This window comes from Bdellovibrio sp. HAGR004, from assembly GCF_055397015.1.
The window spans coordinates 3,254,273-3,281,269 of record NZ_AP029176.1 but is presented as its reverse complement, the minus strand read 5'-3'; the positions used below and the strand labels follow the sequence as shown (position 1 = coordinate 3,281,269).

The window sequence follows — 26,997 nt, the reverse complement described above, 5'->3', positions numbered from 1 at the left end:
ATACTGAGGAAGATTTAGGTAGGTTTGATAGGGAATTCCAACAGTGTGCAGTGGATGTTCTGTTGCAGCTGGATTGGGCGAAATATGATAAGAAAGTTGATTCTATACAGGTTGCTTATGCTGAGACAGCTACTTACTATTGTCAGTATGCGAATTCCCCTGGCTTTGGTATGTGTATCTCAAACCTATTCCTGCGGGGGGGGCAGCATTTCAATCATGCGGTAGAGCTGTGCCAAACGCAAAACGAAAGACTGAACACATGTATCGTCGATGAGTTCCGTCGCTCCAACGGAGATGCTCAGCGTGCCGTTCGCGTTTGCCGTGCCCAACATGACCCAGCAGAACGCGCCCGCATCGAAGCTGAAAAACGTCGTATCGAGGCGGAAAGAAAAGCCGCTGAAGAAAGACGTCGTCAGGAAGAAATGCGCCGTCAGCAGGAAGAGCAGCGCAAACAAGAGGCAAAGCGCCGTCAGGAAGAAGCTCGCAAGCAAGAAGAGAAACGCCGCCAGGAAGAAGAGCGTCGCCGTCGTGAAGACGTAGTTGTTCAGCCAGAATTGCCGAAGCCGGGTTCTTCATCCGGAACTTCTTCAGGTTCTTCTCAGACTCAGGAAGACAAGCGTCGACAGGAAGAGGCTCGCAAGCAGCAGGAACAGCAGCGCAAGCAGGAAGAACAACGCCGTCAGGATGAGCAGCGTAAGCAGGATGAGCAGCGCAAACAAGATGAAAAGAAACGCCAGGAAGAGGAGCGCAAGCGCAAGGAAGAAGAAGAGCGCAAACGTAAAGAAGAGCAGGAGAAATCAGGCTCAGGCTCTACGGGCACAGGAACCGGCAGCACCAAACCGCCGAAGACTCCGCCACCTCCAGTGGCCGATGACGGTGGTGTGATCACGGATCTGCCGATTCCAGAGTAATAAAGCAATAAAAACGAAAAAGCCCACTTGTTAAAAGTGGGCTTTTTTTATTGTGCGTTTGATGGATTTATCGGCAACAGCCCTGGGTATAGCGGCCTACAAAGCGAAGGGCCCGGCTAAGAACTTCTTTTTCCGGAACCTCTGCCAGAAGTATGTCGAAGAGGAAGACGCCATGAATATAGGCTTCCAGATCCTGGCAGATGTCGGTGAGGGTGACTGACTCAGGAATTTTGCCATCGTTTTGCAGGATCTCCAGACGTTTCAGAAGATTTGGATCTGTGAACATCGGAATTCTTTCCAGGGCCTTCTTGCGGAACTTATTGTCAGTCAGACACTGCACAATAATGATTCTACCAAGGCAGTCTCGATCGTCTTTGGTGCTCAATTTGAATGTGATGTACTGCTCAAGCTCTGCCGCCAAGGTCTCCTGAGCAGGGTAAGGTAGCTCTTCGGTGCGCCGATCCTCAATGAACCTTTCAATAATAGACAGCAGCAGGCCCTCTTTACCGTCAAAATAGCGACCGATCAGTGACTCATTCACGTCGGCTTTTTTAGCGATCATTTTAGTGGTTGCGCCGTTATAACCGTGCTTGGAAAAGATCTCGATTCCAGCGGCAATAAGACGCTCTTCGGAAGCAGATCGATCGCGCTTTTTACCATTCTGACCCTCAGCACCTTCGTCGGGCGTGGTCTTAAGTTGAGATGTTTCAGACATGGAATAGCCCCCTAAATACCTAAAATCACTATATATAGAATACTGTATCATAAGGTCAATTGGTATTCAATTAAGTAATTGATTGCATACTTATGACTGTTGGGGTACTTATTTGTATGTAAGCGATTACATATTCAAACGGTCAGTAATAGGACTTTGGAGATTCACGTATGGAAAACAAGAAGATCATACAATGGGGAGCAAAGCTTCTCATCTGTGGGACTCTTTTGCACGGAACGGCCTCATCAGCCCTCACGCTCAATGAGTACCTGGAACAAGTTAAGAGCGGAAGTTCAGCCTACAAAGGCAGTGCAGAACAATCAGAAGGTGCGGAGCTGAAAGCTCGTGAAGCGGATTTGATTTTCACGCCGAAGTTGTTTGCAGAGGCGCGCATTGGTTCCGATGGCAAGCCTGGCAATCCCAAAATGTACGATGAAGTGAAAAGCCAATATTACTCCCTGGGTGTATCACAACAGTTCAGCTTCGGTCTGCAGACCAAACTATATTATGATATGAGCCGCACCGAATTCGAAGGCCTGGCTCCGACTTCGCCGATCAATCCTCAAAAATACTGGGATGCAACTCCAAAGCTGGAGTTGGCAATGCCCTTGTGGGGGAATGGCTTCGGGCGTTCGGCTCAAGCCAATGAAGAAGCTGTTCGGGCACAAAACATGGCAGAAAAATTCTCTGGCCAAGGTCAGTCCCTGAACATTCTTGCGGGTGCCGAAGCGGCTTATTGGAAGCTCGCCGCCTGGCAGGACGTGGTCACAATTCAAGAGCAAGCCAAGCAGGCCGCTCAGAATATTCTGGATTATGTGACCAAAAAAAGAAGAATGAATTTGGGTGAGGACGCCGACGTCATTCAGGCCCGAGCCTTGGTTGAAGCACGCACATTGGAACTGCAGGTTGCCAACAATGAAAAACTGGAAGCACAACGCTCCTTTAATAAGTTCCTGAACCGTGAGGCTTATGCTCCTGTAGAGACCCTGGAGAAGGTGAACTACAAAGCACTGGAAACTTTGTCCATTCCGGAAAAGCGCCCTGGCAGTCGCGCGGATGTGGAAGCCACCAATGCCCAGTTGGCAGCGGCGAAAGCGTCTGCGGTCCTGACTTTGGAACGCAACCGTCCGACCTTGGATGTCTATGCGAACTACTCTTTGAATGGCCGCGATGAGGAATTTAACGAGGCTTTGAAAAATGCCGGTAAAACCGAGCAGGACACGGGCTTTGTGGGCATTCGTTTCAGCATGCCTTTGAATGTCTCTGCTGCCGGCGATGCCAAAGCGGGTGCTAAAAAAGCCGAGCGTGCTGCGGAACTAAACCGTCAGTATGCCTATTATGCCCAGGAGCAGGACTGGGTTAATCTAACCCGCAATCTTCAGGATGCCCGCGACAATCTTCGTTTGTTGGCGCGCATTGAAGACGCTCAGAAAGCCAAGTTGGAAGCCGAGCGCACACGTTTACGTCAGGGACGTACAACGACGTATCAAGTATTGTTGTTTGAGCAGGACTATTCTCAGTCCGCTTTAAGCAAAGTAAAGTTAGCAGCAAATATCCTTGGTCTGCAGGCTCAGATCAAGCTTTACCAAGCCTCTCCTGAAGGAGGGAAGTAGTCATGAGTTTACCAAAGTTATCGATCAGTCGTCCCATCTTTATTACGTGTGTGACCATCGCGATGGTGGTGGTCGGTTGGGCCTCGTTCAAGTCCATGTCCGTGGATTTGTATCCGGATGTGTCCATTCCCGTGGTGACTGTTCAGACAGTGTACGCCGGGGCCGGTCCTGCTGAAATTGAAACCCTGGTCAGTCGGCCCATTGAGGAAGAGGTCAGCACCATTTCCGGGATCAAACGTCTGACGTCCAAGTCCCTGGAGGGTGTTTCTCAGGTTATCGTGGAGTTCAACAGTGAAGTGGACGTCAAGCACGCCGAACAGGAAGTGCGTGATAAGGTGAATATCGCCAAATCCAAACTGCCTGACGAAGTGGAAGATCCGCTGATCAAACGGTTTGACCCTGCGGATACACCTATTCTGACGGTGTCTTTGACGGCCAAGGATCTGGGGGATGCCCAGTTGTTTGATATTGCCGATCAGTTCGTGAAGCCCCGTCTGGAGCAGGTTCAGAACGTGGGGGCCATCGAGATCATCGGGGGGCGTGAGCGTGAAATTCACGTCCTTCTGGACCGCAAGAAACTGAAGAACCGCGAGATCTCCGTGTCTCAGGTGGCGGCGCAAGTGGGTGCTTCGGGACAGAACATTCCTTCCGGTAAGGTCAACCAGGGTGAAAAAGAACTGGTGTTCCGTGGTCTGGGCGAGTTCAACTCCGTTCCGGAAATTTCTGACACTCTTGTGAATCTGTATGGAAACGAAGTGCCGACCCGGGTGGCTGATCTGGGCGTGGTCATTGACACGTTGGCAGACGAAAAGTCCCGTGCCTATGTGGATGGTGAAAAGTCCCTGTTCCTTCAAGTTTACCGTCAGTCCGGGTCCAACACCGTGAAGGTGGCTCAGGACGTGATCAAGCAGATGGAAAGAATCAAGCCCGAGCTGGCCAAGATGGACGGTGCGCCTGTTGTGGCTGTGATGACCGATGCCTCTATCAAGATTTCGGACAATCTGTATGACGTGTACGAAACGATTATCATCGGTATCATTCTGACAGTTATTACTGTGTTCTTCTTCCTGGGAAGTCCTCGATCCACCTTCATCACGGCGTTGTCCGTGCCGATTTCTTTGGTCGGTGCCTTTATGGTGATGAAACTGGCGGGTTTCTCAATCAACATCGTGTCGATGCTGGCTTTGACCTTGGCGGTCGGTCTTTTGATCGATGATGCGATCGTTGTTATCGAAAATATCTACCGTCGTATGGAGCTGGGCGAAGAGTCCCTCGTTGCTGCGGAAAAAGGGACGACAGAGATCCAGATGGCCGTCATGGCGATCACTCTGGTTGTTATTGCGGTGTTTGTGCCTGTGGGTACAATGTCCGGCACCATCGGTCAGTTCCTGAAACAGTTCGGTATGACTGTCGTGTCCTCGATGGCGATCAGCTGGTTTGTGGCGATGACTTTGATCCCAATGCTGACGGCGTATTTCGGTGGTTCCGGTCATCATGGGGGCGGTCACGGTGACGCTCACAAACCTCAAGGTCTTTATGACAAAACTCTGGGTCGCTTGGTGAAGGGTTTTGACCGCTTCCAGACGTGGCTTGAGAACATGTACGAAAAGCTGCTGAAGGTCTCATTGGATTGGCCAAAGGTGACAATCGGCCTGACAGTTGTGGTGTTCTTCCTGAGTATCTACACAGTGACCAAAGTTCCAGGGGCCTTTATTTCAGATGACGACAGTGGTGAATTCACTGTGACTCTGGAGCTGCAGCCAGGAACCAGTCTGGATGGAACCGAGGAAGTGGCTCGTCAAGTGGACAAGATCCTTCATGACAATCCGGAAGTGAAGTTCACGAACATGATTGTGGGAAGCCTTTACGGGGAGTCCAACAAAGCCAGCTTCTACGTGCGCATGAAGGACGGCAAAGAGCGGGGCCCTCTGACAACCGAACAGTTCCGGGACAAGATTCGCGGTCAGTTGACGCATCTCTCCCAGGCTAATCCTGTTGTTAAGAAGTATGACGCAACAGGCGGTATGGGTGGTCAGCCATTCATCCTGAACATTATCTCCGCGGATCCAGTTGAACTGGAAAAAGCGGGAACAAAAATGCTTGAACTTTTGAAGAAGGATTCACGTCTAAAGGACGTGGACTCGAACTATCGCCCGGGTAAACCGGAAATGCAGGTTCATCTGAAGCCTGGTGCGGCCAAAGCCTATGGTATTAATACATCAACCATGGGTTCTGAACTGCGTGCGCAGGTTGAGGGCTTCACACCGGCGAAGTTCCGTGAAAAGGGACGTGAATATGAAGTCCGCGTCCGTCTGCAAGAGGACCAGCGTGACTTGTTAAAAACGTTTAACGACGTTTATATCCCGAACGTGAACAGAAAACTGGTTCGCTTGAGCGATATTGCCAAAGGTGATTTGGAATCCGGTCCGGCTTCCATCGAACGTCAGGACCGTGGTCGTTATATTCAGATCACAGCCGGTTTGGCGCCGGGAGTGGGGTTGAGTGAGGTCGTGAATACCGCGGTGTCAGCAATGACAACGGGTGAAAATGCTCTGCCTCCAAGTGTGCGCTTCGGATTTGGTGGTGACGCGGAAAACATGCAGGAACTGATGACATCCACGGTGATGGCATTGGGCTTTGCGATTCTGTTCATTTACCTGATTCTTTCGAGCTTGTATGAGTCCTTTATCACACCGATCACGATCATGGTGGCGTTGCCACTGGCTCTGTGTGGTGCGTTCCTGGCCCTATTCCTGACGGGCGAGATCCTGACGATCTTTGCGATCTTCGGATTCTTCATGCTGATCGGGGTGGCTGGTAAGAACGGGATCCTGCTTGTCGACTTTGCCAAGCAGATGATGGAAGAAGGTAAAAGCCGCCGTGAAGCCTTGATCATGGCTGGTAAAACACGTCTTCGTCCGATCTTGATGACGTCGTTTGCGTTGATCGCCGGGGTTATTCCGGTGGCGATTGGTATGAATGCGGCATCCAAGACCCGAACGGCGATGGGGGTTGCGATTATCGGGGGGATGATTTCATCCACAATCCTGACTCTGATCGTTGTTCCGGCGGTGTTTACATATGTTGATCGATTCCGTATCTGGGCGAACAACTTCGGTGCACGTTTCACTTCCCAGAAGAAAATGGAAGTGGAACCCCGTGAAGCGGTCATTGAAGAAAAAGTCAGCAAGTCTGACGACGGAATGGTTCCGGTGAAGTAGTTTAGTACAGGGCGGATCGGTAAAGTATCCGCCCGTTTTTAGAATTAGTTGGAGGCCTTATGGCGAAACTTTATATCCAAGACATCCCTTCCCAGGAAGAGGTTCAAGCTTCTGTTCAAAGTCTTAATTCAGATGCGAATTCTGCGGCACTTTATTCCAATCTGCTGTTTATGAAGGTGGCCAGTGAAATTGAAAATAGTCTGGATGGACTGCTGTCGAAGTACAACTTGTCGTCGGGTCGATTCATGTTGTTGTTCTTGCTTCGCAACGCCCCGACGGGTTTGCGTCCTTCAGAACTGGCAAACCAGGTCGGTGTGACCCAAGCCACGATTTCGGGTTTGATCAACAGTCTTGAAAAAGCCGAATTGGTTATTCGTGAAGGGCATCAGTCCGATGGTCGTTCTTTTGTGATCAAACTGGCAGCCAAAGGCGAGCAGTTGATTCAGGAAATCTTCCCTCAGTGGTATCCTCGAGTGGAGAATTTCTGGAATGTGGTTTCAGAAGAGGAAAAAGGCTCCATCAATAATTTGCTGGCGAAAATGATTCAGAATAAATCAGCCTTAACCCCAAGAGGTTAAAATATAAAGGCCGTCTTGCGACGGCCTTTTTTCTATTTTAAAGTCGACTGATCAAATCCCGAACATCCTGTTCATCGTGATATAGTCCGAACCCGAAACGCAGGCGATTGCCGCGGGAATCCGTTTTGATCCCTTTGCCAGCAAGTTCTTTCACAAGCTTTTGCGTGTCTTCAGTGGAGGGCAACTCAAACGTCAGGAAGTGCCCATGCTGCTCTGGGTGGGTCATCAGGACTTTTGATCCCTGCAGCAAAGGATGGGGCTTGCCGGAAAGTTCCTGCAAAAACAGCTTCTGATTTCTTTGCACCACCTGATGAATAACCTCTGCGCTCAGGCCTTCCTTTTTGAAGGTTTCCAGTGTGGCTATCAAGCGATAGACTCCAGAAAAATCCATCGTGCTGCCGGCGTATTGAAGGGCATTTGTCGGGTAGCCAACTTCATTGCCCACAGCAGACAGATGTGACAGCTCAGCAAACCAACCGGTGTACAACGGACGGTGGCGGGTGCCAGTGGGTACATAGAGGAAGCAAGCCCCTTCGCCGCCTTGGGCGTATTTGTAAGATCCTGCCAAATAGAAGATGCGTTCTTGTACAGAGCTAAGATCCGTCGGCACGGCCATAAAGGCATGATAGCCATCAATCACCACCATCGCCGAAGCAGGGGCCTTTGCAGCCAGTCGGGAAATATCCGCCACCAGACCAGAGTTAAAGAACACCTGGCTGAAAAAGATCATATCCCAGTTTGCAGAGCCCAGAGCCTCTTCAAACCTTTCATGGAAAGTTTCAAAGGGCAGGGTGGGAACCTTAACCACTTCAAATTCAGGAAGCTCTGAAAGGCGATTGATCTGACGGTCGAAACTGTAAAACTCAGAATCAGTGGTCAGGATGCGGACCGGCTTTTTCCAGTTCAGGGAACTGAGCAGGCGGAAGACGAACTCATGCGTGTTGGGGGCAAAAACAATCTGCTCGGGGTGAGACAGGCCCAGGTTCGCGGCAATGAGTTTCTGTGCCTGAGGGACTTTCGTGGAAAAGATATAGCCCCATTTGTCGTCTACATATTTGCAGGAATCATCCCAGTATTGCAGGTGAGCTTCACGGGTGCAGTCCGGCCAGTAGTGGTGGCTGTGACAGGCAAAGTGCAGTTCAGAAGGGTGGGCGGCCAGAAATCTTTGATAGAGATGTTTGTACATGGCCTGATGATAATAAAAAAGGGAGTCAAAGACTCCCTTTTTTATTTAGCTGTGTGCGCAGCGACTAGAAGTAACCTTCGTCATCTCCGAAGTCGTCATCTTCATCATCGTCGTCGTCATCGCCATCGTCATCTTTGGAAGTGATGTCGTCTTCAGCTTCTTCGTCCTCTTCAAAGGAACCTTCAGCTTCTTCAGACTCTTCGCCTTCATCTTCCCATTCGTCGGATTCGTCAGAAACCGCTTCTTCTTCGATGTCGATCATGCTGTCCATTTCTGCTTCGTCGTCAAAGTCAGCAGAGATGTCTTCGATCGCTGGTTTGATGATTTCAGTAGCAGCAATGCCACTAACAGCAGCCTTCGCTACTTTTTCTTTTTTAGGAGCGGCTGGTTTCTTGGCTGCTGGCTTTTTAGCAGCAGGTTTTTTCGCAGCGGCTTTCTTGGTCGCAGGCTTCGCAGCTTTTTTAGTCACTTTTTTCGCAGCGGCTTTTTTAGGAGCAGCTTTCTTTGCAGGTTTAGCTGCTTTCTTTGGAGCCGCTTTTTTCGTCGCCTTTTTTGCAGGCTTTGCAGCTTTCTTAGTTACTTTTTTTGCGGCAGCTTTTTTAGCAGGTTTAGCTGCTTTTTTTGCTACTTTCTTTGCTGGTTTTGCTTTTTTCTTTGCCATGATTCGCTCCCTGAAATGTCCTGGTTCAAAATGGAAATGCCCCCTTAGACTAACGAGATTTAAGGGGGCAGGCAAATCAAAATAGATTTCTGGTGGGGACGGTCTTGCTTACTTGATAATACCACTCAAATGGTCGTCGATGATCTTGGCCAGATCGTTCGGCAGAATGAAGGATAGGAAAAGCCCCCCATTATAGCCCCCGGATTTGGGCACGATCGTCAAATACCCCAGGGTGCGAGTCCCAGCGGCGTTCTTTAGCGGCGAAGTCATCCCAAAGTATTCGGGGAAAAAGGAACTTTCGACGAACATTCCGACCGCACTGACTCCGAAGTACAGGTAAAGCTTGTTGCTGGAATTTGGGTTCAGACCCAGGCCTAAGGACGGTAGCTCTCCGCTAGGCATCATTGGCAGGGCGTTGCCGTTGGGGAGGCGAGAGGCTGGCAAAGTTGTAACTTTGTCCTTAACAATCAGTCTTAACGGAATACTGACCGCGACGCGGGCTTTTTGCTGGGAATCCAGCACCGTTTTGATTTGAACACCCTTCACCTGAGGAACATCTATATAGAGTTGGCTGAAGGCGCCAGGCAGGGGAAGGTACAGAAGCAAGGCGTTGTTGGCCTTGTCTAGCGACATCACCTGTTCGTTTTCGTAAGCACCACCACCCACATGAGCCGACAATTCCAGTTTGTCGTACGCGCTTGGTGGAGCGGGAGTCACTGGGGGAGTTTCCGTCCCCTGGCCGGAGTTGTCTCCGCTGCTAGACCCTTGGCTGGTGTTACCGGTGCCCCCTAAGGATTCAAAGCCTCCTTGGTTGCTGCAAGCGGCAAGAACTGCGGTTGCGAGAAGAGCCCCCATCAATCTTGCTGTTTTCGCCTTAGTCATATCGAACCTCCATGCTTCGTACATATTTTTCGGAATGTTTTCGCCTAGACTTAAGCTAAATATTTGAAATTATTGGTAAATAAGTTCGACAGTTTTTTGTGTGATGAAAAGCGGGCCAGGGTGGCTGAAAAAACTTTGGGCAGAAAAAATAAAAAACCCGGAGGGAAGATCCCGCCGGGTTTTAGGTTTTGGTTATCTTATTCCAATTAACCGATCAGCTTAAGAGCCAATTGATTGGATTGGTTAGCCTGAGCCAAAGTGGAAGTACCAGCTTGCAACAAGATGTTGTTACGAGTCATCTCAGAAGATGCTTGAGCAACGTCTGTGTCACGGATACGGCTGTTAGCTGCAGACAAGTTCTCTTGAGCTACACCCAAGTTGTCCACTGTAGAAGTCAATCTGTTCTGAAGCGCACCCAGGTTGGCGCGAGTTCCAGAGATTGAAGTCTGAGCAGCGTCAAGTTGGCTCAAAGCTTCCTGAGCACCTTCTTTAGTGGAGAAGTCCACACCAGAAAGACCCAGAGCATCCAAAGTAGCTACGTTTTCAGCCGCGTTGAAGGAGATACGATCTTCTTCAGCGTTGTTGAACAAACCTACCTGGAAGTCGAAGCTTGGAGAAGAACCATCCAAAAGCTTTGTAGTACCCCAAGTTGTTACAGAAGCGATACGTTGCATCTCAGATTTCAACTGTTGAACCTCTTTATTCAACATACCACGCTCTGTCTCACCAACAGTGTCAGAAGCAGCTTGGATACCCAACTCACGAAGACGAACCACGATGTTACCGATTTCGTTCAGGCCACCCTCAGCAGTTTGAACCATGGAGATACCATCGTTCGCGTTGCGTTGAGCTTGAGCAGCAGATCTGATCTGAGCTTTCAAGCCTTCAGAGATCGCCAAACCTGCAGCGTCGTCAGCAGCTTTATTGATGCGGCTGCCGGAAGCAAGTTTCGCCATAGAATCGTTGATCGCTCTTTGAGAACCTACCAGGTTACGTTGAGCATTCAATGCACTGATATTTGTTGTTACTCTCATTCCCATTTTAAATTCCTCCGTTAATATTTATTTTTCATTTTCAATACCCTCCCTGATTTTGTTTTTGGCATCAGCGAAACCTACTTTCGCTTTGCCGGCACTGACATCCGAGTCTGTGCTTTTTTGTATGGCCTTTTTATTTTTGGGCTTTAACCCATCGCCTGCTAAGTCCGCATCGGGGGTTTTACCCCTCCTGCTCCTGCGCAAAGCGCGTGAACAATCTATTGTTCTATTTTAGTTTCATCCTTGAAGGCCCTCCTTTCGGTTCCGCAAGAGAGTGACCATCTCTCTTGACTCCTTCTGAGTGAATCATTGATGTGCATTAGATCGGGATTTGGTATGAGGTCTTGACAGGACGTCAGGCGGGTTTTGTTTGTTTTTCACAATACTGGTCATTCGACTGATCCTGATATCCGGACGTAAGCTTGTCCTGAATCAATTGGACACAGTACTTTCAGAGGGAAAAACGATAAAAACACAGACTATGGAACAGTCAATTTTCCGAATGGGACCATGGTTTTGCTGAATGGCTCTGCTGAAATTGAATTTCTTTGTGAATCGCCAGGCAGGAAGGGGTTGAGTTGAGGTTGTTTGACACTGGAGCTTACTTTGTTCCGGACGGGTGTGAATGATTATAGAATGGATTTGGAAATCACATCGGCCCATGAGCAAAAGATTTCGAATGTGATCACAGGCCTTAATTCTTCGGAACGAGGTCTGTCCTCGACAGAGGCCCTTCGAAGGCTGGCAGTTCATGGACCCAATATCTTTCCTACGCGCCCACCGACCCCTTTTATTGTGATCTTTCTTCGTCAGTTTCTAAGTCCTCTGATCTATGCTCTGCTGATTGCCGTGCTTCTGGCTTTATGGATGCGGGACTATGCAGATGCCGTCTTTATTTTTGCGGTTTTGTTGATCAATGCCTCCATCGGAGGAGGTCAGGAGTACAGCGCGCAAAAAAGTGCTGCGGGACTCAGGCAGGTTCTTGCCGCAAAGTCGCTGGTCGCGCGAGACGGTGTGATCCACGAAGTGGACGCCGAAGAATTGGTGCCCGGGGATCTGATTTTGCTGGAGTCCGGGATGCGCGTTCCCGCGGATATCCGGCTTGTTTCAACACACCATCTGGAAATTGATGAATCCCTTCTGACCGGAGAGTCTTTGGCAGTTCTGAAAGATTCCCAAGTCGAATTGCCTGTGGAGACTCGGTTAGCCGAGAGAGTCAATATGGCGTTCACCGGATCGCTGGTCGCTCGGGGCCGAGGCCGTGGTGTGGTGGTCGGAACTGCGCTCAGAACGGAGTTGGGTAAAATTGTGGACTCCCTGGAAGCTGAGCCCGGCGCCAAGCCTCCGTTGCTGATCCGGATGGAGCGCCTGACTCGAAAGAGCGCTGTTTTTTTGTTGCTGGCCACTGCGGTGATGGCGGTGATCCTGGTCTTGCGTGGGTACACGCTTTATGACGTCTTGATGGTCAGTATTGCGATGGCCGTGTCCGCCATTCCTGAGGGGCTGCCAGTGGCACTGACGGTCGCGTTGGCAGTGGCCAGCCGACGAATGGCAAAAAGAAACGTGATTGTGCGGCGATTGGCGGCCGTCGAGGCCCTGGGCTCTTGCACTTACATCGCCACAGATAAAACGGGCACGTTGACAGTCAATCAGCTGACCGTGAAGAAAATCGCGTTGCCGGAGCTGCCCGCATTTGGGGTCGGGGGTAGCGGTCTAAAGCCAACAGGAGATTTCGAGCGCCTTGAGGGAGTGCTGGGGCCGATGCAGCAGGGAAAGCTGCGGTCCCTGGCCCTGGCAGGAGCTCTGTGTAATGAGGCCCAGCTTTTCGAGGAGTCAGGAGAGTGGGCGGGTCATGGTGACTCTGTGGACCTGGCTTTTCTGGTACTGGCGGAAAAAGCCGGTTTGCCCGAATCGGACCGGGCTCAGCACTACAGTTTGATGGATGAAATTCCCTTTGAACCCGAGAATCAATTTGCAGCAACGTTGCACCGCGGGCCCCTGGGAAATTTGATTTCCGTCAAAGGCGCTGTTGAGAAAGTACTGCCCATGTGCAAGGGAGTTGAGTCGGAACATGTGCTGACTCAGATGAATGAGATGGCTGAAGAGGGCTATCGGGTTTTGGCTCTGGCCGGTCTTCTTTCGTCGGTGACGCAGTTGAAAGATCAGCTTCAGGGGCTTTCCTTTTTAGGTCTGGTGGGAATGATGGATCCACTTCGTGAAGAAGCCAAGGAAGCCATCGATCACTGTCGAAGTGCCGGAATCACAGTGTCCATGGTGACGGGGGATCATCCGAAGACGGCCTTGGCGATTGCGAAACAACTGGGATTGGCCGGGCATCTAGAGGCTGTGGTCTCAGGACCACAGCTCAAAGCGGCTGGCGAAGCCGACAGAGATCAGTTGATCTCTCGCGGGCGGGTTTACGCTCGTGTCGAGCCTCAGCAAAAGTTGGAGATCGTGCAAAGTCTTCTGGCCGCGGGTCATTTTGTGGCCGTGACGGGTGATGGGGCTAATGATGCTCCGGCTCTTCGTGCCGCCAATGTCGGGGTGGCGATGGGAAAAAGTGGCACCGATGTGGCCAAGGACGTCGCGGATCTTGTTATCACAGATGATCGATTCGCGACAATTGTCGCCGGCATCGAAGAAGGCCGTATAGCCTACTCCAATATTCGGAAGGTCGTGTATTTGCTGATTTCTACCGGTGTTGCTGAAATTCTGATGTTCTTCCTCAGTCTCATCCTGGGCGTGCCTCTGCCTCTGACAGCGATTCAGATTCTTTGGTTGAATCTGGTTACAAACGGGATTCAGGATGTGACGCTGGCGATGGAGCCCGGCGAGGGGGATGAGTTGCATCGCCCGCCGCGAAGGCCTGAGGAACCCATCTTTGATCGTCTGATGTTGGAAAGGGTCGTCTTGTCTTCGGTGGTGATGGGAGGAATCTCTTTTTCATTCTTCTACTCGCAACTCCGGGAAGGGGTCAGCCTGGAAGTCGCACGCAACCTGACTCTGCTTTTGATGGTCTTGTTTGAAAACGTCATGATTGGCAATTGTCGTTCAGAGACCAAGTCTGCTTTTTCCATGAGTCCGCTGAAAAATCCCTATCTTCTGGCTGGAACCCTCGGGGCCCAGCTGCTGCATATCGGGGCGATGTACATCCCATTCTTTCAGACCACCCTTGGGGTTGCCCCTGTGCATCTTTCTGACTGGATTCGTCTGCTGGGGATGGCTTTGTCTGTTTTGCTTGTCATGGAGATTTATAAACTCGCACGTCACAGCCCCTGGTTGTCCCGATTCACGACCAGCATTCGGAGGCATTTATGAAACGATGTTGTCGAATTGTTCTTACTGGAGGCCCTGGCGGTGGCAAAACCACGGCCGCTGATTTGTACCGTCGGGAGATCGGGGACCAGGTGGTGGTTGTGCCCGAAGCCGCCACGCTGCTTTACACGGGGGGATTTCCGCGAATGGGGGATTTTGGCGTCCGACAAGCCACCCAAAGAGCCATCTATCATGTCCAGACCAACCTGGAGGATGCGCAGGCCGCGCATTATCAGAGCCGGGTGTTATTGTGTGACCGAGGAACTGTGGATGGAGCTGTGTACTGGCCGGCTCAACCGATGGACTTTTTCAGAGAGCTTGGAACGACCTTGGAGGCCGAACTAAGACGGTATGATGCGGTGATATTCTTTGAAACTGCGGCGGTGGGTGGGATTTCCATAGAAGGGGGGAACCCCATGCGGATCGAAAGCATTCAGGAAGCACTGAAGCTGGATATGTCCTTGCGGGAGCTTTGGTCCCAGCATCCCCATTTTATATTCGTGCCTCACGAGGCTTCATTTATACGCAAGGTGAATCGGGGACTTGAAGAGGTGGCCCGGGTGGTCTCCGGACACCAGTCAAAATGAAACACCACTCGTTAGACGGAGGTCTGGTGGTCCATTTCGAGCTCAATCGATTTCCAGGAACCTGCAGAAGGCCATGTTCCCCGCCAGTTCGTATTGGTGGGTTTGGACCGCTTTCAGATGGTGCTGGGGGTTGTAGCCAATCGTACAGACTGTTTTGTCTCCGTCAAAGTGAGAGCAGTCCTCGCAGGAAAAACGAGTGTCATACTTCAAATAGTCCCGGGGGTTGACTGTATCCTTTTTGATGGAGGGGTGCAGACGCGGCTGGGACTTGCCTTTTCCTTTGGGATTAACGATTCCTGCCATTCTGAGGGTCCTTGGTGTTGACAAAAGCGAATTAGAACTCATCCTTTATTTCAGATGGAGGCTCTATGAGCAATGATATTGAAAAAATGACGCGAAAAAGCCAGGAGGCCATGCAGGCCGCCGCAAAGTTGGCCGAGCGTAAACTTAGCCCCTCCGTGGAACCTGAACACCTTTTGATGGAGCTGGTACAGCAATCCGAAGGAATCGTTCCTCGTATCTTGGATAAAGTGAATGTTCCCCAGGCCCAGTTTTTAACGGACCTGAGAGCCCGTATTGATAAGTTCCCTCAAGTCACTGGTGGCAGTCAGAAAATGTACGCCAGTCCGCGTCTGGAAAAGATCTTCCAGGCCGCTGAGACAGAAGCGCAAGAGTGGGGTGATTCCTACATCTCCACTGAACACTTCTTTATGGCCATGCTGAAGGGTGGGGATTCCGACCTGCAGGCCTTGTTCCGTAAGAACAAGATCAACGCCGACTCGGCAAGAACTGCTTTGACGGAGATTCGTGGCAAACAAAAGGTGACCGATGACGATCCTGAAAATAAATATGAGGTTCTCAAAAAATATGCCCGTGATCTGACCGCTCTGGCGGCCGAAGGCAAACTTGATCCGGTGGTGGGGCGTGATGAAGAAATTCGTCGTGTTGTGCAGGTACTGTCCCGCCGAACGAAGAACAACCCCGTACTGATCGGTGAGCCGGGTGTGGGTAAAACGGCCATCGCCGAAGGTTTGGCTTTGCGTATTATCAAGCAGGACGTGCCGGATAATTTGATTGGCAAAAAGCTGATGTCCCTGGATATGGGAGCCTTGATTGCCGGTGCCAAGTACCGTGGCGAATTTGAAGACCGCTTGAAGGCCGTAATCAAGGAAGTCACTTCCAGCGATGGGCAGATTATTTTGTTCATCGACGAGCTTCACACTTTGGTGGGCGCTGGTAAAACAGAGGGTGCCATGGATGCGGGGCAGTTGCTGAAGCCAGCCTTGGCGCGCGGAGAACTGCGCTGTATCGGTGCAACCACTTTGGACGAGTATCGCAAGTACATTGAAAAGGATGCGGCCCTTGAGCGTCGTTTCCAAACAGTGATGGTGGAAGAGCCCAGTGTCGAGGACGCGATCACCATCTTGCGGGGTCTAAAAGAAAAATACGAAGTCCATCACGGGATTCGTATCACTGATGCGGCGTTGGTGTCGGCGGTGAAGTTGTCTCATCGCTATATCACCAACCGCTTCCTGCCGGACAAGGCGATCGACTTGATCGACGAAGCGGCCAGCAAACTGGGTATTGAAACCCGCTCTGTGCCGGAAGAGGTCGATAAGATCGAACGCGAATTGATGCAGCTTCGTATTGAAAAAGAAGCATTGAAAAAAGAAAAAGACGAAGGTGCAAAAGAACGTCTGGCCGTGATTGATAAAGAAATCACTGAGCTGAATGCGAAGAACCAGCTTTTGCGCGAACAATGGGAATTTGAAAAAGGCGGCATTGAGCAAATTAAAAAACTCAAAGCCGACATCGAAGACCTGAAGGTCGCAGTGGCGAAGGCCGAGCGTGAGGGTGATCTGGGGAAAGCCGCCGAATTGAAATACGGTCGCTTGCCAGAGACCGAGAAAAAGCTCAAAGCCCTGGAAGAGCGCAGTAAGGAAGGGGCTAAGACGGCTTCTGAAAACCGCATGCTGAAGGAAGAAGTCGGCCCTGAGGATGTGGCCGAAGTCGTGGCGAAGTGGACGGGTATTCCAGTCAGTAAAATGCTGGAAAGCGAATCCCAGAAGCTTCTGCATATGGAAGATGAATTGAAGAAGCGCGTGGTGGGTCAGGATCATGCATTGACCATTGTGGCTGATGCGATTCGCCGGGCGCGTGCTGAAATCTCAGACCCGAATCGTCCGATTGGAACTTTCATGTTCCTAGGTCCAACTGGTGTTGGTAAAACCGAAACCGTGAAAGCCTTGGCAGAGTTCCTGTTTGATGACGAACAGGCCGTGGTGCGCATCGATATGAGTGAGTACATGGAAAAGCATGCCGTGGCACGTCTGATCGGGGCGCCTCCGGGCTATGTGGGTTACGAAGAAGGTGGTCAGTTGACCGAAGCCGTTCGTCGTCGCCCTTACAGCGTGGTGTTGCTGGACGAGGTGGAAAAAGCTCATCCGGACGTGTTCAATATCCTGTTGCAGGTTTTGGATGACGGTCGTCTGACGGATGGGCAGGGTCGCACGGTGGATTTCAAAAACACTGTGCTGATCATGACTTCGAATGTGGGTTCGCAGTCGATTCTGGATCCAGCCATGTCCGAAGAAGCCAAACGTGAAGCGGTGAACGAGGCTTTGCGTGAAAGATTCCGTCCGGAGTTCCTGAACCGTATCGACGAGACGGTGATGTTCAAGTCCTTGGGCGAATCGCAGATTTCCGGCATCGTCAAGGTGCAGTTGGATCTGGTGGCGCAACGTTTGCGAGCGAAAAAGATTGCCATCGACTTCAACCAGGAAGCCATCGACTTCCTGGCGAAGAAAGGCTACGACCCGGTTTATGGTGCTCGACCTTTGAAGCGTGTGATTCAGACAGAGCTTTTGAATCCACTTTCCAAAGAGATCATCGCAGGCAAGGTCAAGGCGGGCGATACAGTCCACGTCAAAGGCAACGGAAGTTCACTGGTATTCTAAAATATTGGGATCAGATAATGGTAAGAAGCCCTCACAAACGTGGGGGCTTCTTGTTTTTCAAGAGAATACCATGACAGATCCCGGCGCCTGCCTCTAGAATGACATTATGACGACAAACCCCAAAGTTAAGACAAAAAAGAAAAAGACCCTTGCTCTGATCGCTCACGACGGAAAGAAAGCCGTGTTGGTTTCATTTGTTCGGGATCATCTGGAAGACTTCAAAAACTTCAACTTGATCGGGACCGGCAATACGGGGCGCCTGATTCAGTCCGCCGGTTTGAAGGTGATTCGCAAGCTTTCGGGACCTTTGGGGGGAGACGCCCAGATTGCCGCTGAAGTGGCGACCGGCAAGTGCCACGGGGTGATCTTTTTCCGTGATCCACTGGGAATGCATCCCCACGACCCGGACATTTCGATGTTGATGCGCATCTGTGATGTTCACAACGTGCCGTTGGCGACCAATCCGGCCACGGCTGAACTGCTTATAAAGGGCCTGCCAGGTTAGCTTCGACAGGGACCGCTGTCGCAAGTTTAGACAGAGCGGGCATATTTTTCTGTGACGGACCTGTCAGTTGCGAAAAAACGGACCAGGCTTCATCTTAGGCCCATGCGCGGCTTTAAATCTCTTCTGATATCAGGTCTTTGTCTTGTCTCCATGGCAGTGTCGGCGGCTCCGACCAAAGGGGCTTATTGCCAGGATGATTCGGTGGTGTTGGGTTTTGTCGGGGACATTCTGGTTCACGATGCACTTTACAAATCCATTCTTCCCAAACAACGTTTTACCTCTTTATGGGAAAAAGCCATTCCACTTTTCAATAAAGCCGATTATATGGTCGCCAATCTTGAAGGGCCCGCGGCTTTGGGGGTTGAAAAGTCCGGCCGTGATGTCGGTGATCAGGGATTTACATACGATCTGAATGTGTATTCAGGGACTAAGTTTTCTTTTAACTTTCATCCGCAGATTCTGCGCGATCTGAAATCTTCCGGTGTTGATCTGATCAGCACGGCGAACAATCATTCCTTGGATCGACAGTGGCGAGGAATTGACCGTACTTTGGAAGCGGCAAAAGAGGCGGGTCTTGCAACCGCGGGAACACGCCCTTCTTATGCTCCGAATGAACAGTTTTATCACCTGGCGGATGTGCGCGGCTACCGTCTGGCCTTTATTGCCTGCACCGAAGCCACCAATGGAATTGCTGATACCAAGGGGCAGGTGTTGTCTTGTTACAGCAAGTCCCAGCAGGTGGAAGGTCTAATCAAGCAGTTGCGTGGACGCTCTGATGTTGATGCGGTGATTGTTCTTCCGCATTGGGGTGTGGAGTACAGTTCCAAGCCTGACAAGTCTCAGACCAATTATGCCCGTCGGTTTCTGGAGGCCGGTGCCGCGGCTGTGGTGGGGTCTCATCCTCATGTCTTGCAGCCGTGGGAAACCTACAGAACTGCGGATGGTCGTCAGACGATGATCGTTTATTCATTGGGTAATTTCCTAGCCTTCCAAGCGGGCACAGAAAAGAAAACCGGAGCGGTTGTTTACCTGCGCCTTAAAAAAGATGCTGCAGGACGTACACAGCTTTCGACGGCCTATTACACTCCGACTTATCGCGACGGCTACACCGTCTATCCGGTCAGCAGTCGGGGCAGTAAAGAAGCCTTAAAAGAGTCCGCAAAGCACTTCGGCACGCAGAACCGCTTTGAGCCGGAGCAGAAATTCCCGGGCTGCCATCTCTGATATCACTTTCCCCGGCTCAGTTTTATGTGCTTCAATAAGACTCGGGAGAGTTTTATGGAAGAAACCACACCTCAGTTCTGGCGTAAATGCAGTTCCTGTAAAAAACCAATTTCTTTTGGCGCAAAGTATTTCGTGTGCAGCGTCTCAACGTGCAATAACGAACGTACGGGCTATGTCTTTTGCAGTGTTCCTTGTTTTGAGACCCATTTACCAGGGGCACGTCATCGTGATGCCGGTGCCATTGAAAAGATCGCTCCAAAGACGGCGGCGGAAGAAGCCCATCGGGCCCCAGCAAGAATTATTGTCAAACCCACGTCAACGTCGTCACCTTCAGCGGTGGTGAAAGGTTCTGCTCCGCAAGAGGTGCTGATCATCGCTTCGCGCCTGAAAGACTACATCCAGGCGCGGTCCGATTTTAACACCTCGGCGTCGGTGATGGATGTGTTGTCGGATCATGTGCGCATCATCTGTGACCGCGCTATTGAGAATGCCCGCGCTGACGGTCGCAAGACGGTGATGGACAGGGATTTTGAGTTTTTAAAAAAATAGATAAAGAGGTTGATATGAAAAAGTGGATTGCCGCAGTGACGATCATGTTTTCCTTCTCAGCCCAGGCGCAGTCGCGCTTCAGCTATGATCTAAGTGGAGCCTCGGGGACACGAGACAATGAGTCTTTTACGGAGATTCATCTGGGCCTGAACTATTTTGTAAAGGACTGGTTGAATTGGCGCAACTCAGTGTTTACTCAGTTTGGGACGGATATAAACACGGTCTATGGTTTGGATACCGCAGCACTTTTCAACTATGAATTTTACAATCACAGTCGCACACTGGGAGTTGAATTCTTTGCGGGTCCGGGATTGCGTTTTGCCTCTGAAAATTCAAATGCGGCTTTTGGTAAGGCGGGCATCACCTTTGGATTGGGTGGTTTGCGCATTGGGGGAGGCGTTCAGCATTTTCTGTATTTCGAAGATCGCACGGATAAAAATGACAACACCTTAAACAAAGATGAGACCCAATACTTTATCACGTTGTCCGGCGGCGGCAGCTTCTAAAAGATAAAGCTTTTTGTGCAAACATGATTGCCGTCATTTAGTGAAAACGGCTTCCTCCGACAAGAGCGTCGGAGGAAATTATGAAGCTCGAAGATATCATTTTAGCCCACGCGAAATACAAGCTCAGTCTGCGCAACTTTGTGGAAAAGTGTTCGGAATTGGAAATTCCCGAGGGGGATTTGTTATTCTGGCTTCAGGAACAGGCGCGGGAACTAAGTCATCTTCGCTCTTTCCGTATTCTGCAACGGGAGCACGAGGCTTTCGTGAATTACGTTTCAGCGGTATTAACCTTGGTGGCCGAAGGGCAGCGGGCCCAGGCGCAGGAATTGATGTCCAGTGAAATGTTTGTGCTGATCTCTGAAGAAATTGTCACCACCGTCAGCCTTCTTGAAAGAGAGCTGAATCGCAAGACTCATTGAAGACGGTTTGCACCGTCTTCTTTCCTTCCTTCTGATTTTAATTTTTAGTGATCAAGCTTTTGACGTTCAGAGTATTCACACTAGTAAAACCGTCTTTCAACTTTTCTTAAACAGTCTATTCTTTCGACAACACAAATTTTTTTGAAAAATGCTTATTTGAATTGTCGCAAGTTATTTCCAGCACTTAGCGTGTCTCAGAATGAAACCGGTTTCGTTTTTGCAAATGAGTCCGCAAACTTACACCCGGTTTAAGGTCCAGCTCTTTCATTCCGTATACTGTGCCTGAACCGCCTCTAGTGAAAGATTGGAAAGGGACAAACATGAAATCACAATCGGGCACCGTGAACTGGTCAAAGAAGATTATGAAAGCCGGCATTCTGATTGCCGGTGCTGCGATGACCATGGGAAATCAGAAGTGCGAGCAACAGCAGGCAGTGGCTCCACCACGTGTGCTTAAGAAAATTGTCGAAATGGGTTCCATCCGATCCAGTCCCTTGATGCTGCCGAACGGCTCTTTCGATTTTCAGTTTGTAGCGAATCAGCAGGTGTATGGAGTGCTCATGGAGAGCAAAGAGTTCGCGCTAAGATATGCGCCTCCCATCGCGGTTCCCCCCGAGCAAGTACGCAATGGGGATCAGAGCTTCTTCAATCTGACCAAAGCGGACGGTCAGATGATGAAGGCCTTCGCGCAGGCGGCAGGCAAGGACAACTACAACGTCCAATACGCCAAGACGGCGTGGTGCATGGTGAACATCCCGCAGGCGAAGATCTCCGGTTCGGTGAACTCGTTTGAGTTGATCGGCGGGGGAGGTCTGACTGTGGGCTTTAATCCGGCCGGGGCTTATCCAACGAATGGATTGACCTCTGCGGGATTCAATGTGGAATGGGCGCAGCTGGATTTGTCCATGATGGCTCTTCGTCCGCTGACTTCAAAAGTGATGACCGCCACCAATGTGACCACCAAGCAGACTAAAACCAAAGTGAACTTCGGTCTGAACTTCGGCGCATTTACGATTGGGCCCAGCGCGTACTATCAAACTCCGCTGGCACAAGTCACCAAGAACGCTTTGGTGAAAGCGGTGGGAGAATTAAACACCGGACTGAAATCAGAAGAGTGGTATTCACGTGTGATGGCCAATCATGACACACATCTGGTCGTGGTCGGCGGAACTGATGTCGGCTTGGAGGCCGGAGATCAGTTGTTGATTTATAACGAAGACTATTACTGGGAAGGCGAACCTTGTGACTCGAAATACCTGGGTGGTGGCGCGGCGGCAGGGTCAGCCGTGGCAAAAATCGAGATCGACTGGGTCGGCGATGAAATTTCCCGCGGTCGCGTGATTGAGCAAAACGACAATAACGCTGTGATCGGCGCGAAAGTGAAGCTCTTTAAGTTCCACGCGCCGGATTATAAGCCCCAGGATCCGGGTGTGCAGCCGGTAGATTCCAATACAGGCAGCTCGGGCTCAAATGGGAATAGCGGCACCCCGCAAAAACCCAGCAAGCCGGGTCGTACTTAAGGGCTTTCTCAGAGTGTAAAAGTGCCACTTTCCTTGCCAGAGCAGGGTGAAACGTGTAGGGTCTCGGCCACAAGCAGAGGCCCTTATGTTTTCTGGAATCGTCGAATCCGTCATGCCGATTGAGAGCTCCGAAGAGCTGTCTAACGCCTATCGAATTAAAATCAAAAAACCCAGTGAATTCAATGATATAAAGCTTGGCGACAGTATTGCCTGTGATGGCGTCTGTCTGACCGTGGAAGCTTTCGATGATTCCCATATGACTTTTGCGCTGGCAGCGGAAACCATCAAGGTTTTGGAATGGAACCCACAAAGCTGGATCGGCAAACAGGTCAATCTTGAGAGATCTTTGCGTTTTGGCGACCGAATCCATGGTCATCTGGTGACCGGGCACGTGGACAGTCTGGGGACGGTGACTCGGGCGGATCTTCAGGGGGAATCCTTCTTCCTGGATGTGAAAGTGGCCGACACGATTCTTCCGTATGTTTGGAAAAAGGGCAGTGTGACTCTGAACGGGGTCAGCCTGACGGTGAATGAACTTGAAGGCAACGTCGTCTCTGTGTGCCTGATCCCGGAGACTTTGAAGCGCACGAATCTTGGTGGCTTGAAACCGGGCAGTCGTATCAATGTGGAGCCTGACTATATGGCGCGAGCTATTCAGCGCTCTTTGGAAGTGAGAAAGGGCTAACATGGAATTTAATACCATCCCTGAAATTATCGAAGACGTCCGTAACGGAAAAATGGTCATCCTGGTGGATGATGAAGATCGCGAAAATGAAGGCGATCTGATTTTGGCGGCTGAATTTGCCACTCCTCAAAATATCAACTTCATGGTGAAAGAAGCCCGCGGTTTGGTTTGTCTTTGTCTGACGGCCCAGCAGGTCGAGCGCTTGCAGTTGCCACTGATGGTTCGCGATGATTTGAACTTTGCTCCGAATAAAACCGCCTTCATGGTCAGTATCGAAGCCTCCGAGGGGATTTCCACGGGGATCTCCGCCGCGGACCGCGCATTGACCTGCCGAGTGGCGGCGAACCCTCACGCCAAACCCACAGACATTCACATGCCAGGCCATATCTTCCCGATCCGTGCCCAGCAAGGTGGGGTGCTTAAGCGTGCAGGTCACACCGAAGCCAGTGTGGACCTGGCTCGTCTGGCGGGATTGAATCCAGCAGCGGTGATCTGTGAAGTGATGAATGACGACGGCACGATGGCGCGCGTGGGTGACTTGCGTGAGTTCGCTAAAAAGCACAATATCAAAATTGGCACTATCGTGGACTTGATCGCGTATCGCCTGGCGAATGAGACTTTGGTGGAAGAGCTGGCCAGCATTCCCTTGCCGGCGTCCTTTGGTGAAAACATGCAAGCGCGTGTTTTCCGCAGCACGGTCGATGGCCTTGAACATCTGGTGATTCAAAAAGGTGAAATCAAAAAAGACCAGCCGACGCTGGTGCGTGTGCACGTCGATAACTTCACACGCGACTTTATGGCTGTTATTCAGCGCGGGGCTTCGTCTGTTCTGGAAAGTGTGAAAGCGCTGCAGGGGGAAGAATCCGGCGCCTTTGTTTTGCTGCGTGGAAACAACCGCACGGCAGGTCTGGTGCAAGAGCTGAATGTCTTGATCGGAATGGAGGATGTTCGTCCTTCCACTCCGCTGATGGATGAGCGTGACTATGGCATCGGGGCGCAGATCCTGCGTGAAATCGGCGCCAATAAGATCCGCCTGCTGACCAACAAGCCTGAAAAGAAGGTCGGTTTGAAAGCGTTTGATATTGAAATCGTTGAAATTGTCGCAATGGAAAATCTGAAGGGATCAAAATAATGGGAAAAATCAAAGTTGGTGTTGTTACAGCTCGTTGGAATCAGGAAGTCACTTCCAGACTTGAAGAAGGCGCAATCAGCTATCTGGAGTCCTGTGAGGACGTCGAGATCTTTGCGGCCTTGGTTCCGGGCGCGGTTGAAATCCCGCTGGCTTGCCAGGCTTTCCTGGAGGCCGGTTGTGACGGTGTTGTGGCCTTGGGTGTGGTGATCCGTGGCGACACTTCCCACTATGACTATGTCTGCAACTCGGTGACTGACGGCGTGACTCGTCTTATGCTTGATTACAAGAAACCAATTGGTTTCGGCGTTCTGACGACTGAAAATGAAGAACAAGCCTTTGCCCGCGCCGGTGGTGATCATGGCAATAAAGGGGAAGAGGCGGCTCAGGTGGTGATGGAAATGATCGGTCTGACCCAGGAAATCCCTGCGGCCATGAAAACGGCCGTGATGCTGGCCAAGAAAGCCCCAGCAAAGGCCGCCAAGAAGCCTGCAAAAGCTGCGGCAAAAACACAAAAAAAGAAGAAAAAAGTAAGAAAGTAATCTAGCATGGGGCCTATGGAAAATACGCCCCTTAAGGATGAGTTTCTTCCTCCTGGTCCGCAGGAGTTCAAAAAGCGACGCCGTGAGATCATTTTGGTTCTTGTGGTGTCGTTTTTATTTGGTCTTCTGACGTGGTTTGAGATCCGCCTGTTCGCCACCAGTCAGCAGCTTCCCTTTGTTCACAGCATCTTCTTTTTCGGTCTGGTGAACTTCAACATCATCTTGTTGCTGCTTCTGCTCTTCATGATCTTCCGCAATGTCGTGAAGGTTTTCGTGGAAAGGCAGGGGAAAGTTTTCGGCAGCAGTCTGAAGGCTAAGCTGATTGCCGCGTTCGTGGCATTCAGCTTTATTCCGACCGTGCTGATGTTCATCATCTCGGTATTCTATATCAATTCCAGCTTCGACAAGTGGTTTAGCGCCAAAATGGCGGGTGTCCTGAAAAGTTCCATCGAAGTCACCAACGCCTATTACTTCAACGCGAAGAAAAAGAACTATCACTTCGCCCATCAGATTTCAGATGCGATCCGTCCGCTTAAAAGCCAGAAAGAAATCCAAAAAAAGGTCGAACAACTGCGCAAGGATTTCAGTTTGGATGCGGTGGAATACTATCCTTCACTTTTCGGTAAACGCGTGGTGGTGTCGGCAGAGGATGACAACGTTCCCACCGTGCCTGCCGTGTCGCTTGAGTTCCTGCAAAAGGGGATCAAGCTTCAGGCCGAAGCCAGTATCATTCATCAGTTCGGGGATGGAAATCTGGTGCGGGTGATCGTGCCTGTGCAAGAGGGCGCGGAAAAAGGCGCTGTGGTGGTTTCAAGCTTCCTGCCGCTGTCTTTGATTTCAAAAATGAACGATATTTCGACGGCCTATGATGAGTTCCGCGACATCAATCCGTTGGAATACCCGCTAAAGTCGATCTATCTGTATATCCTGGTCTTGATGACCTTCGTGATTCTGTTGGCGGCGACCTGGTTTGGGTTCTATCTGGCCAAGCAGTTGTCGGTGCCGATCGTTCAGTTGGGGCGAGCGACCCGTCGGGTGGCCGGGGGGGATTACACTCCGCTGGAAGTAAAATCCGGTTCTGAGGAAATCAATGACCTGATTACAAGCTTCAACCAGATGACGGTGACTTTGGAAAGCACACTCGAAGAACTGGATCAGCATGCGCGCTATACAGACACGGTTTTAAAGAACGTCAGCGCCGGGGTTATTTCGGTGGATAAGGCTGGCGTTGTCACCACGATCAACCGTCATGCGGCTCAGCTTTTGCGCGTGGACCCGGAAAAATACATCGGGCATTCGGTGCGGGATCTTCTGACTTTGGAATACTTCCGAACTTTCGCGGAGCTACAAAAGACGATGCACGATCACAAAATCGAAAGCTTGCAGAAAGAACTGCGCCTGAATGTCCAGGGTGAGGCGGTGCCATTGCAAGTGACGCTGTCCATGCTGAAGGATGAAAAAGGCGAGGACATCGGTAAGATTCTGGTCTTTGATGACATGACTCCGATTGTGAATGCACAAAGGGCCGCAGCTTGGACGGAGGTGGCCCGCCGTATCGCGCACGAAATTAAAAACCCTCTGACTCCGATCAAGCTTTCGGCAGAGCGCTTACAGCGTAAGTTTGGCGCGACGATCACGGACCCCGCCTTCAGTGAATGCACGACCATGATTGTGAAGCAGGTGGATGGGTTGAAGAACCTGGTGAACGAGTTCAGTAACTTTGCCCGTTTGCCGCAGTCCCGCCCTGTGGTGGCAAATCTTAATAGTGTGGTGGCGGAGTCTTTGGGGCTTTATCGTCAGGCACACCCGAACATCGAGTTTGAATTTACCAAGGACGAGGATTTGCCGGATTTCAAGTTTGACCCGGATCAGATCAAGCGGGTTTTGGTCAATTTGGTTGATAACTCGGTTTCGGCTGTTGCAAAAGAGCCACAGCCGAGCGTGAAAGTCGTCACCCGCTATGACAAGGACATCAAAACCGTCCGTATGACTGTGGCCGACAACGGGGAGGGCATCCCTGCGGCGGATCGAAGTCGCATTTTTGAGCCATACTACTCTACAAAAGAGGGCGGAACTGGGCTAGGATTGGCGATTGTGAAAAGGATCATCGAGGACCACAACGGCTTCATTCGGGCTACGGCCAATGAACCTAAGGGGATCAAGATGGTCATTGAGATGCCCGTAAATGAGATAGGCGCCTGGAAACCCTCCGACGCGTGAACCGGTCCAAAGGGCTGGGAAGAATTTGAGAAAGA

At 50.9% G+C, this 26,997-nt stretch carries 23 protein-coding genes; 17 read left to right on the top strand and 6 right to left on the bottom strand.

Features of this window, described 5'->3' with window-relative positions; all coding sequences use genetic code 11:
• Positions 1-50: 50 nt before the first annotated feature.
• Positions 51-911: a hypothetical protein gene (locus ACZ5ZV_RS16355; RefSeq protein ID WP_464118237.1), complete on the top strand. Its 861-nt coding sequence runs from the start codon at positions 51-53 to the stop codon at positions 909-911.
• A gap of 67 nt (positions 912-978) precedes the next feature.
• Here the strand turns inward: ACZ5ZV_RS16355 and ACZ5ZV_RS16350 are convergent, their stop codons facing one another.
• Complete coding sequence (locus tag ACZ5ZV_RS16350) at positions 979-1,626, bottom strand: TetR/AcrR family transcriptional regulator (protein WP_464118236.1); 648 nt, start codon at positions 1,624-1,626, stop codon at positions 979-981.
• A gap of 170 nt (positions 1,627-1,796) precedes the next feature.
• Between ACZ5ZV_RS16350 and ACZ5ZV_RS16345 the strand changes: the two genes are divergently transcribed.
• Genes ACZ5ZV_RS16345 through ACZ5ZV_RS16335 form a run of 3 tightly spaced genes read left to right on the top strand, consistent with a single transcriptional unit; the run spans position 1,797 to position 7,038 of the window.
• Positions 1,797-3,239, top strand: coding sequence for a TolC family protein (locus tag ACZ5ZV_RS16345; RefSeq protein ID WP_464118235.1), 1,443 nt, complete (start codon positions 1,797-1,799; stop codon positions 3,237-3,239).
• Positions 3,240-3,241: 2 nt separating this feature from the next.
• Positions 3,242-6,460, top strand: coding sequence for an efflux RND transporter permease subunit (locus ACZ5ZV_RS16340; RefSeq protein WP_464118234.1), 3,219 nt, complete (start codon positions 3,242-3,244; stop codon positions 6,458-6,460).
• Between the two features lie 59 nt (positions 6,461-6,519).
• Entirely contained in the window at positions 6,520-7,038 is a 519-nt protein-coding gene (locus ACZ5ZV_RS16335; protein ID WP_464118233.1) for a MarR family winged helix-turn-helix transcriptional regulator, read from the top strand.
• Positions 7,039-7,075: 37 nt separating this feature from the next.
• On the opposite strand, the gene ACZ5ZV_RS16330 is transcribed toward ACZ5ZV_RS16335, so the two are convergent.
• The 4 genes from ACZ5ZV_RS16330 to ACZ5ZV_RS16315 all read right to left on the bottom strand — a co-directional run bounded on the left by ACZ5ZV_RS16330 (position 7,076) and on the right by ACZ5ZV_RS16315 (position 10,807).
• Positions 7,076-8,224: an aminotransferase class V-fold PLP-dependent enzyme gene (locus tag ACZ5ZV_RS16330; RefSeq protein WP_464118232.1), complete on the bottom strand. Its 1,149-nt coding sequence runs from the start codon at positions 8,222-8,224 to the stop codon at positions 7,076-7,078.
• 64 nt (positions 8,225-8,288) lie between these two features.
• A complete protein-coding gene (locus tag ACZ5ZV_RS16325; RefSeq protein ID WP_464118231.1) occupies positions 8,289-8,885 on the bottom strand; it encodes a hypothetical protein in 597 nt (198 codons plus the stop codon).
• A 108-nt stretch (positions 8,886-8,993) separates the two neighbouring features.
• Positions 8,994-9,767, bottom strand: coding sequence for a hypothetical protein (locus ACZ5ZV_RS16320; RefSeq protein WP_464118230.1), 774 nt, complete (start codon positions 9,765-9,767; stop codon positions 8,994-8,996).
• Between the two features lie 206 nt (positions 9,768-9,973).
• Entirely contained in the window at positions 9,974-10,807 is an 834-nt protein-coding gene (locus tag ACZ5ZV_RS16315) for a flagellin N-terminal helical domain-containing protein (protein WP_464118229.1), read from the bottom strand.
• Positions 10,808-11,392: 585 nt separating this feature from the next.
• Here ACZ5ZV_RS16315 and ACZ5ZV_RS16310 point away from each other — a divergent pair.
• Both ACZ5ZV_RS16310 and ACZ5ZV_RS16305 read left to right on the top strand, forming a co-directional pair.
• Positions 11,393-14,122, top strand: a complete 2,730-nt coding sequence (locus tag ACZ5ZV_RS16310; RefSeq protein WP_464118228.1) for a cation-translocating P-type ATPase — start codon at positions 11,393-11,395, stop codon at positions 14,120-14,122.
• Entirely contained in the window at positions 14,119-14,706 is a 588-nt protein-coding gene (locus tag ACZ5ZV_RS16305; RefSeq protein WP_464118227.1) for an AAA family ATPase, read from the top strand. The genes ACZ5ZV_RS16310 and ACZ5ZV_RS16305 overlap by 4 nt, the downstream gene beginning before the upstream one ends.
• A 42-nt stretch (positions 14,707-14,748) precedes the next feature.
• On the opposite strand, the gene ACZ5ZV_RS16300 is transcribed toward ACZ5ZV_RS16305, so the two are convergent.
• Positions 14,749-15,009 (bottom strand): hypothetical protein, encoded by a 261-nt coding sequence (locus tag ACZ5ZV_RS16300; RefSeq protein WP_464118226.1) that lies wholly within the window; start codon positions 15,007-15,009, stop codon positions 14,749-14,751.
• A 65-nt stretch (positions 15,010-15,074) separates the two neighbouring features.
• On the opposite strand from ACZ5ZV_RS16300, the gene clpB reads away from it, so the two are divergent.
• From clpB to ACZ5ZV_RS16245, 11 genes are all read left to right on the top strand, one after another.
• Positions 15,075-17,663, top strand: a complete 2,589-nt coding sequence (clpB, locus tag ACZ5ZV_RS16295) for an ATP-dependent chaperone ClpB (RefSeq protein WP_464118225.1) — start codon at positions 15,075-15,077, stop codon at positions 17,661-17,663.
• Positions 17,664-17,769: 106 nt separating this feature from the next.
• Entirely contained in the window at positions 17,770-18,168 is a 399-nt protein-coding gene (locus tag ACZ5ZV_RS16290; RefSeq protein ID WP_464118224.1) for a methylglyoxal synthase, read from the top strand.
• A 102-nt stretch (positions 18,169-18,270) separates the two neighbouring features.
• Entirely contained in the window at positions 18,271-19,392 is a 1,122-nt protein-coding gene (locus ACZ5ZV_RS16285) for a CapA family protein (RefSeq protein WP_464118223.1), read from the top strand.
• Positions 19,393-19,446: 54 nt separating this feature from the next.
• Positions 19,447-19,941, top strand: coding sequence for a hypothetical protein (locus ACZ5ZV_RS16280; protein ID WP_464118222.1), 495 nt, complete (start codon positions 19,447-19,449; stop codon positions 19,939-19,941).
• A gap of 14 nt (positions 19,942-19,955) precedes the next feature.
• Positions 19,956-20,447 carry a hypothetical protein gene (locus tag ACZ5ZV_RS16275; RefSeq protein ID WP_464118220.1) on the top strand — a complete coding sequence of 164 codons (492 nt, stop codon included), beginning with the start codon at positions 19,956-19,958 and terminating at the stop codon, positions 20,445-20,447.
• An 80-nt stretch (positions 20,448-20,527) separates the two neighbouring features.
• A complete protein-coding gene (locus ACZ5ZV_RS16270) occupies positions 20,528-20,866 on the top strand; it encodes a hypothetical protein (RefSeq protein WP_464118219.1) in 339 nt (112 codons plus the stop codon).
• Positions 20,867-21,186: 320 nt separating this feature from the next.
• Positions 21,187-22,386, top strand: a complete 1,200-nt coding sequence (locus tag ACZ5ZV_RS16265; RefSeq protein WP_464118218.1) for a hypothetical protein — start codon at positions 21,187-21,189, stop codon at positions 22,384-22,386.
• 85 nt (positions 22,387-22,471) lie between these two features.
• A complete protein-coding gene (locus ACZ5ZV_RS16260; protein ID WP_464118217.1) occupies positions 22,472-23,071 on the top strand; it encodes a riboflavin synthase in 600 nt (199 codons plus the stop codon).
• A gap of 1 nt (position 23,072) precedes the next feature.
• Entirely contained in the window at positions 23,073-24,203 is a 1,131-nt protein-coding gene (gene ribB, locus ACZ5ZV_RS16255) for a 3,4-dihydroxy-2-butanone-4-phosphate synthase (protein ID WP_464118216.1), read from the top strand.
• On the top strand, positions 24,203-24,742 hold the full coding sequence (gene ribH, locus ACZ5ZV_RS16250; protein ID WP_464118215.1) for a 6,7-dimethyl-8-ribityllumazine synthase: 540 nt from the start codon (positions 24,203-24,205) through the stop codon (positions 24,740-24,742). Before ribB ends, ribH begins: the two co-directional genes overlap by 1 nt.
• A 15-nt stretch (positions 24,743-24,757) precedes the next feature.
• Entirely contained in the window at positions 24,758-26,962 is a 2,205-nt protein-coding gene (locus ACZ5ZV_RS16245) for a sensor histidine kinase (protein ID WP_464118214.1), read from the top strand.
• The last annotated feature ends 35 nt before the right edge of the window (positions 26,963-26,997 follow it).

Bases quoted from the DNA above. Each gene is read 5' to 3' on its own strand.
- ACZ5ZV_RS16245 (WP_464118214.1), top strand. From the start codon at position 24,758: ATGGAAAATACGCCCCTTAAGGATGAGTTTCTTCCTCCTGGTCCGCAG.
- ACZ5ZV_RS16280 (WP_464118222.1), top strand. From the start codon at position 19,447: ATGGAAGAAACCACACCTCAGTTCTGGCGTAAATGCAGTTCCTGTAAA.
- clpB (WP_464118225.1), top strand. From the start codon at position 15,075: ATGAGCAATGATATTGAAAAAATGACGCGAAAAAGCCAGGAGGCCATG.
- ACZ5ZV_RS16330 (WP_464118232.1), bottom strand. From the start codon at position 8,224: ATGTACAAACATCTCTATCAAAGATTTCTGGCCGCCCACCCTTCTGAA.
- ACZ5ZV_RS16320 (WP_464118230.1), bottom strand. From the start codon at position 9,767: ATGACTAAGGCGAAAACAGCAAGATTGATGGGGGCTCTTCTCGCAACC.
- ribB (WP_464118216.1), top strand. From the start codon at position 23,073: ATGGAATTTAATACCATCCCTGAAATTATCGAAGACGTCCGTAACGGA.
- ACZ5ZV_RS16290 (WP_464118224.1), top strand. From the start codon at position 17,770: ATGACGACAAACCCCAAAGTTAAGACAAAAAAGAAAAAGACCCTTGCT.
- ACZ5ZV_RS16335 (WP_464118233.1), top strand. From the start codon at position 6,520: ATGGCGAAACTTTATATCCAAGACATCCCTTCCCAGGAAGAGGTTCAA.
- ACZ5ZV_RS16325 (WP_464118231.1), bottom strand. From the start codon at position 8,885: ATGGCAAAGAAAAAAGCAAAACCAGCAAAGAAAGTAGCAAAAAAAGCA.
- ACZ5ZV_RS16270 (WP_464118219.1), top strand. From the start codon at position 20,528: ATGAAGCTCGAAGATATCATTTTAGCCCACGCGAAATACAAGCTCAGT.
- ACZ5ZV_RS16260 (WP_464118217.1), top strand. From the start codon at position 22,472: ATGTTTTCTGGAATCGTCGAATCCGTCATGCCGATTGAGAGCTCCGAA.
- ACZ5ZV_RS16265 (WP_464118218.1), top strand. From the start codon at position 21,187: ATGAAATCACAATCGGGCACCGTGAACTGGTCAAAGAAGATTATGAAA.
- ACZ5ZV_RS16315 (WP_464118229.1), bottom strand. From the start codon at position 10,807: ATGGGAATGAGAGTAACAACAAATATCAGTGCATTGAATGCTCAACGT.
- ACZ5ZV_RS16350 (WP_464118236.1), bottom strand. From the start codon at position 1,626: ATGTCTGAAACATCTCAACTTAAGACCACGCCCGACGAAGGTGCTGAG.
- ACZ5ZV_RS16345 (WP_464118235.1), top strand. From the start codon at position 1,797: ATGGAAAACAAGAAGATCATACAATGGGGAGCAAAGCTTCTCATCTGT.
- ACZ5ZV_RS16340 (WP_464118234.1), top strand. From the start codon at position 3,242: ATGAGTTTACCAAAGTTATCGATCAGTCGTCCCATCTTTATTACGTGT.
- ACZ5ZV_RS16300 (WP_464118226.1), bottom strand. From the start codon at position 15,009: ATGGCAGGAATCGTTAATCCCAAAGGAAAAGGCAAGTCCCAGCCGCGT.
- ribH (WP_464118215.1), top strand. From the start codon at position 24,203: ATGGGAAAAATCAAAGTTGGTGTTGTTACAGCTCGTTGGAATCAGGAA.
- ACZ5ZV_RS16275 (WP_464118220.1), top strand. From the start codon at position 19,956: ATGAAAAAGTGGATTGCCGCAGTGACGATCATGTTTTCCTTCTCAGCC.
- ACZ5ZV_RS16305 (WP_464118227.1), top strand. From the start codon at position 14,119: ATGAAACGATGTTGTCGAATTGTTCTTACTGGAGGCCCTGGCGGTGGC.
- ACZ5ZV_RS16285 (WP_464118223.1), top strand. From the start codon at position 18,271: ATGCGCGGCTTTAAATCTCTTCTGATATCAGGTCTTTGTCTTGTCTCC.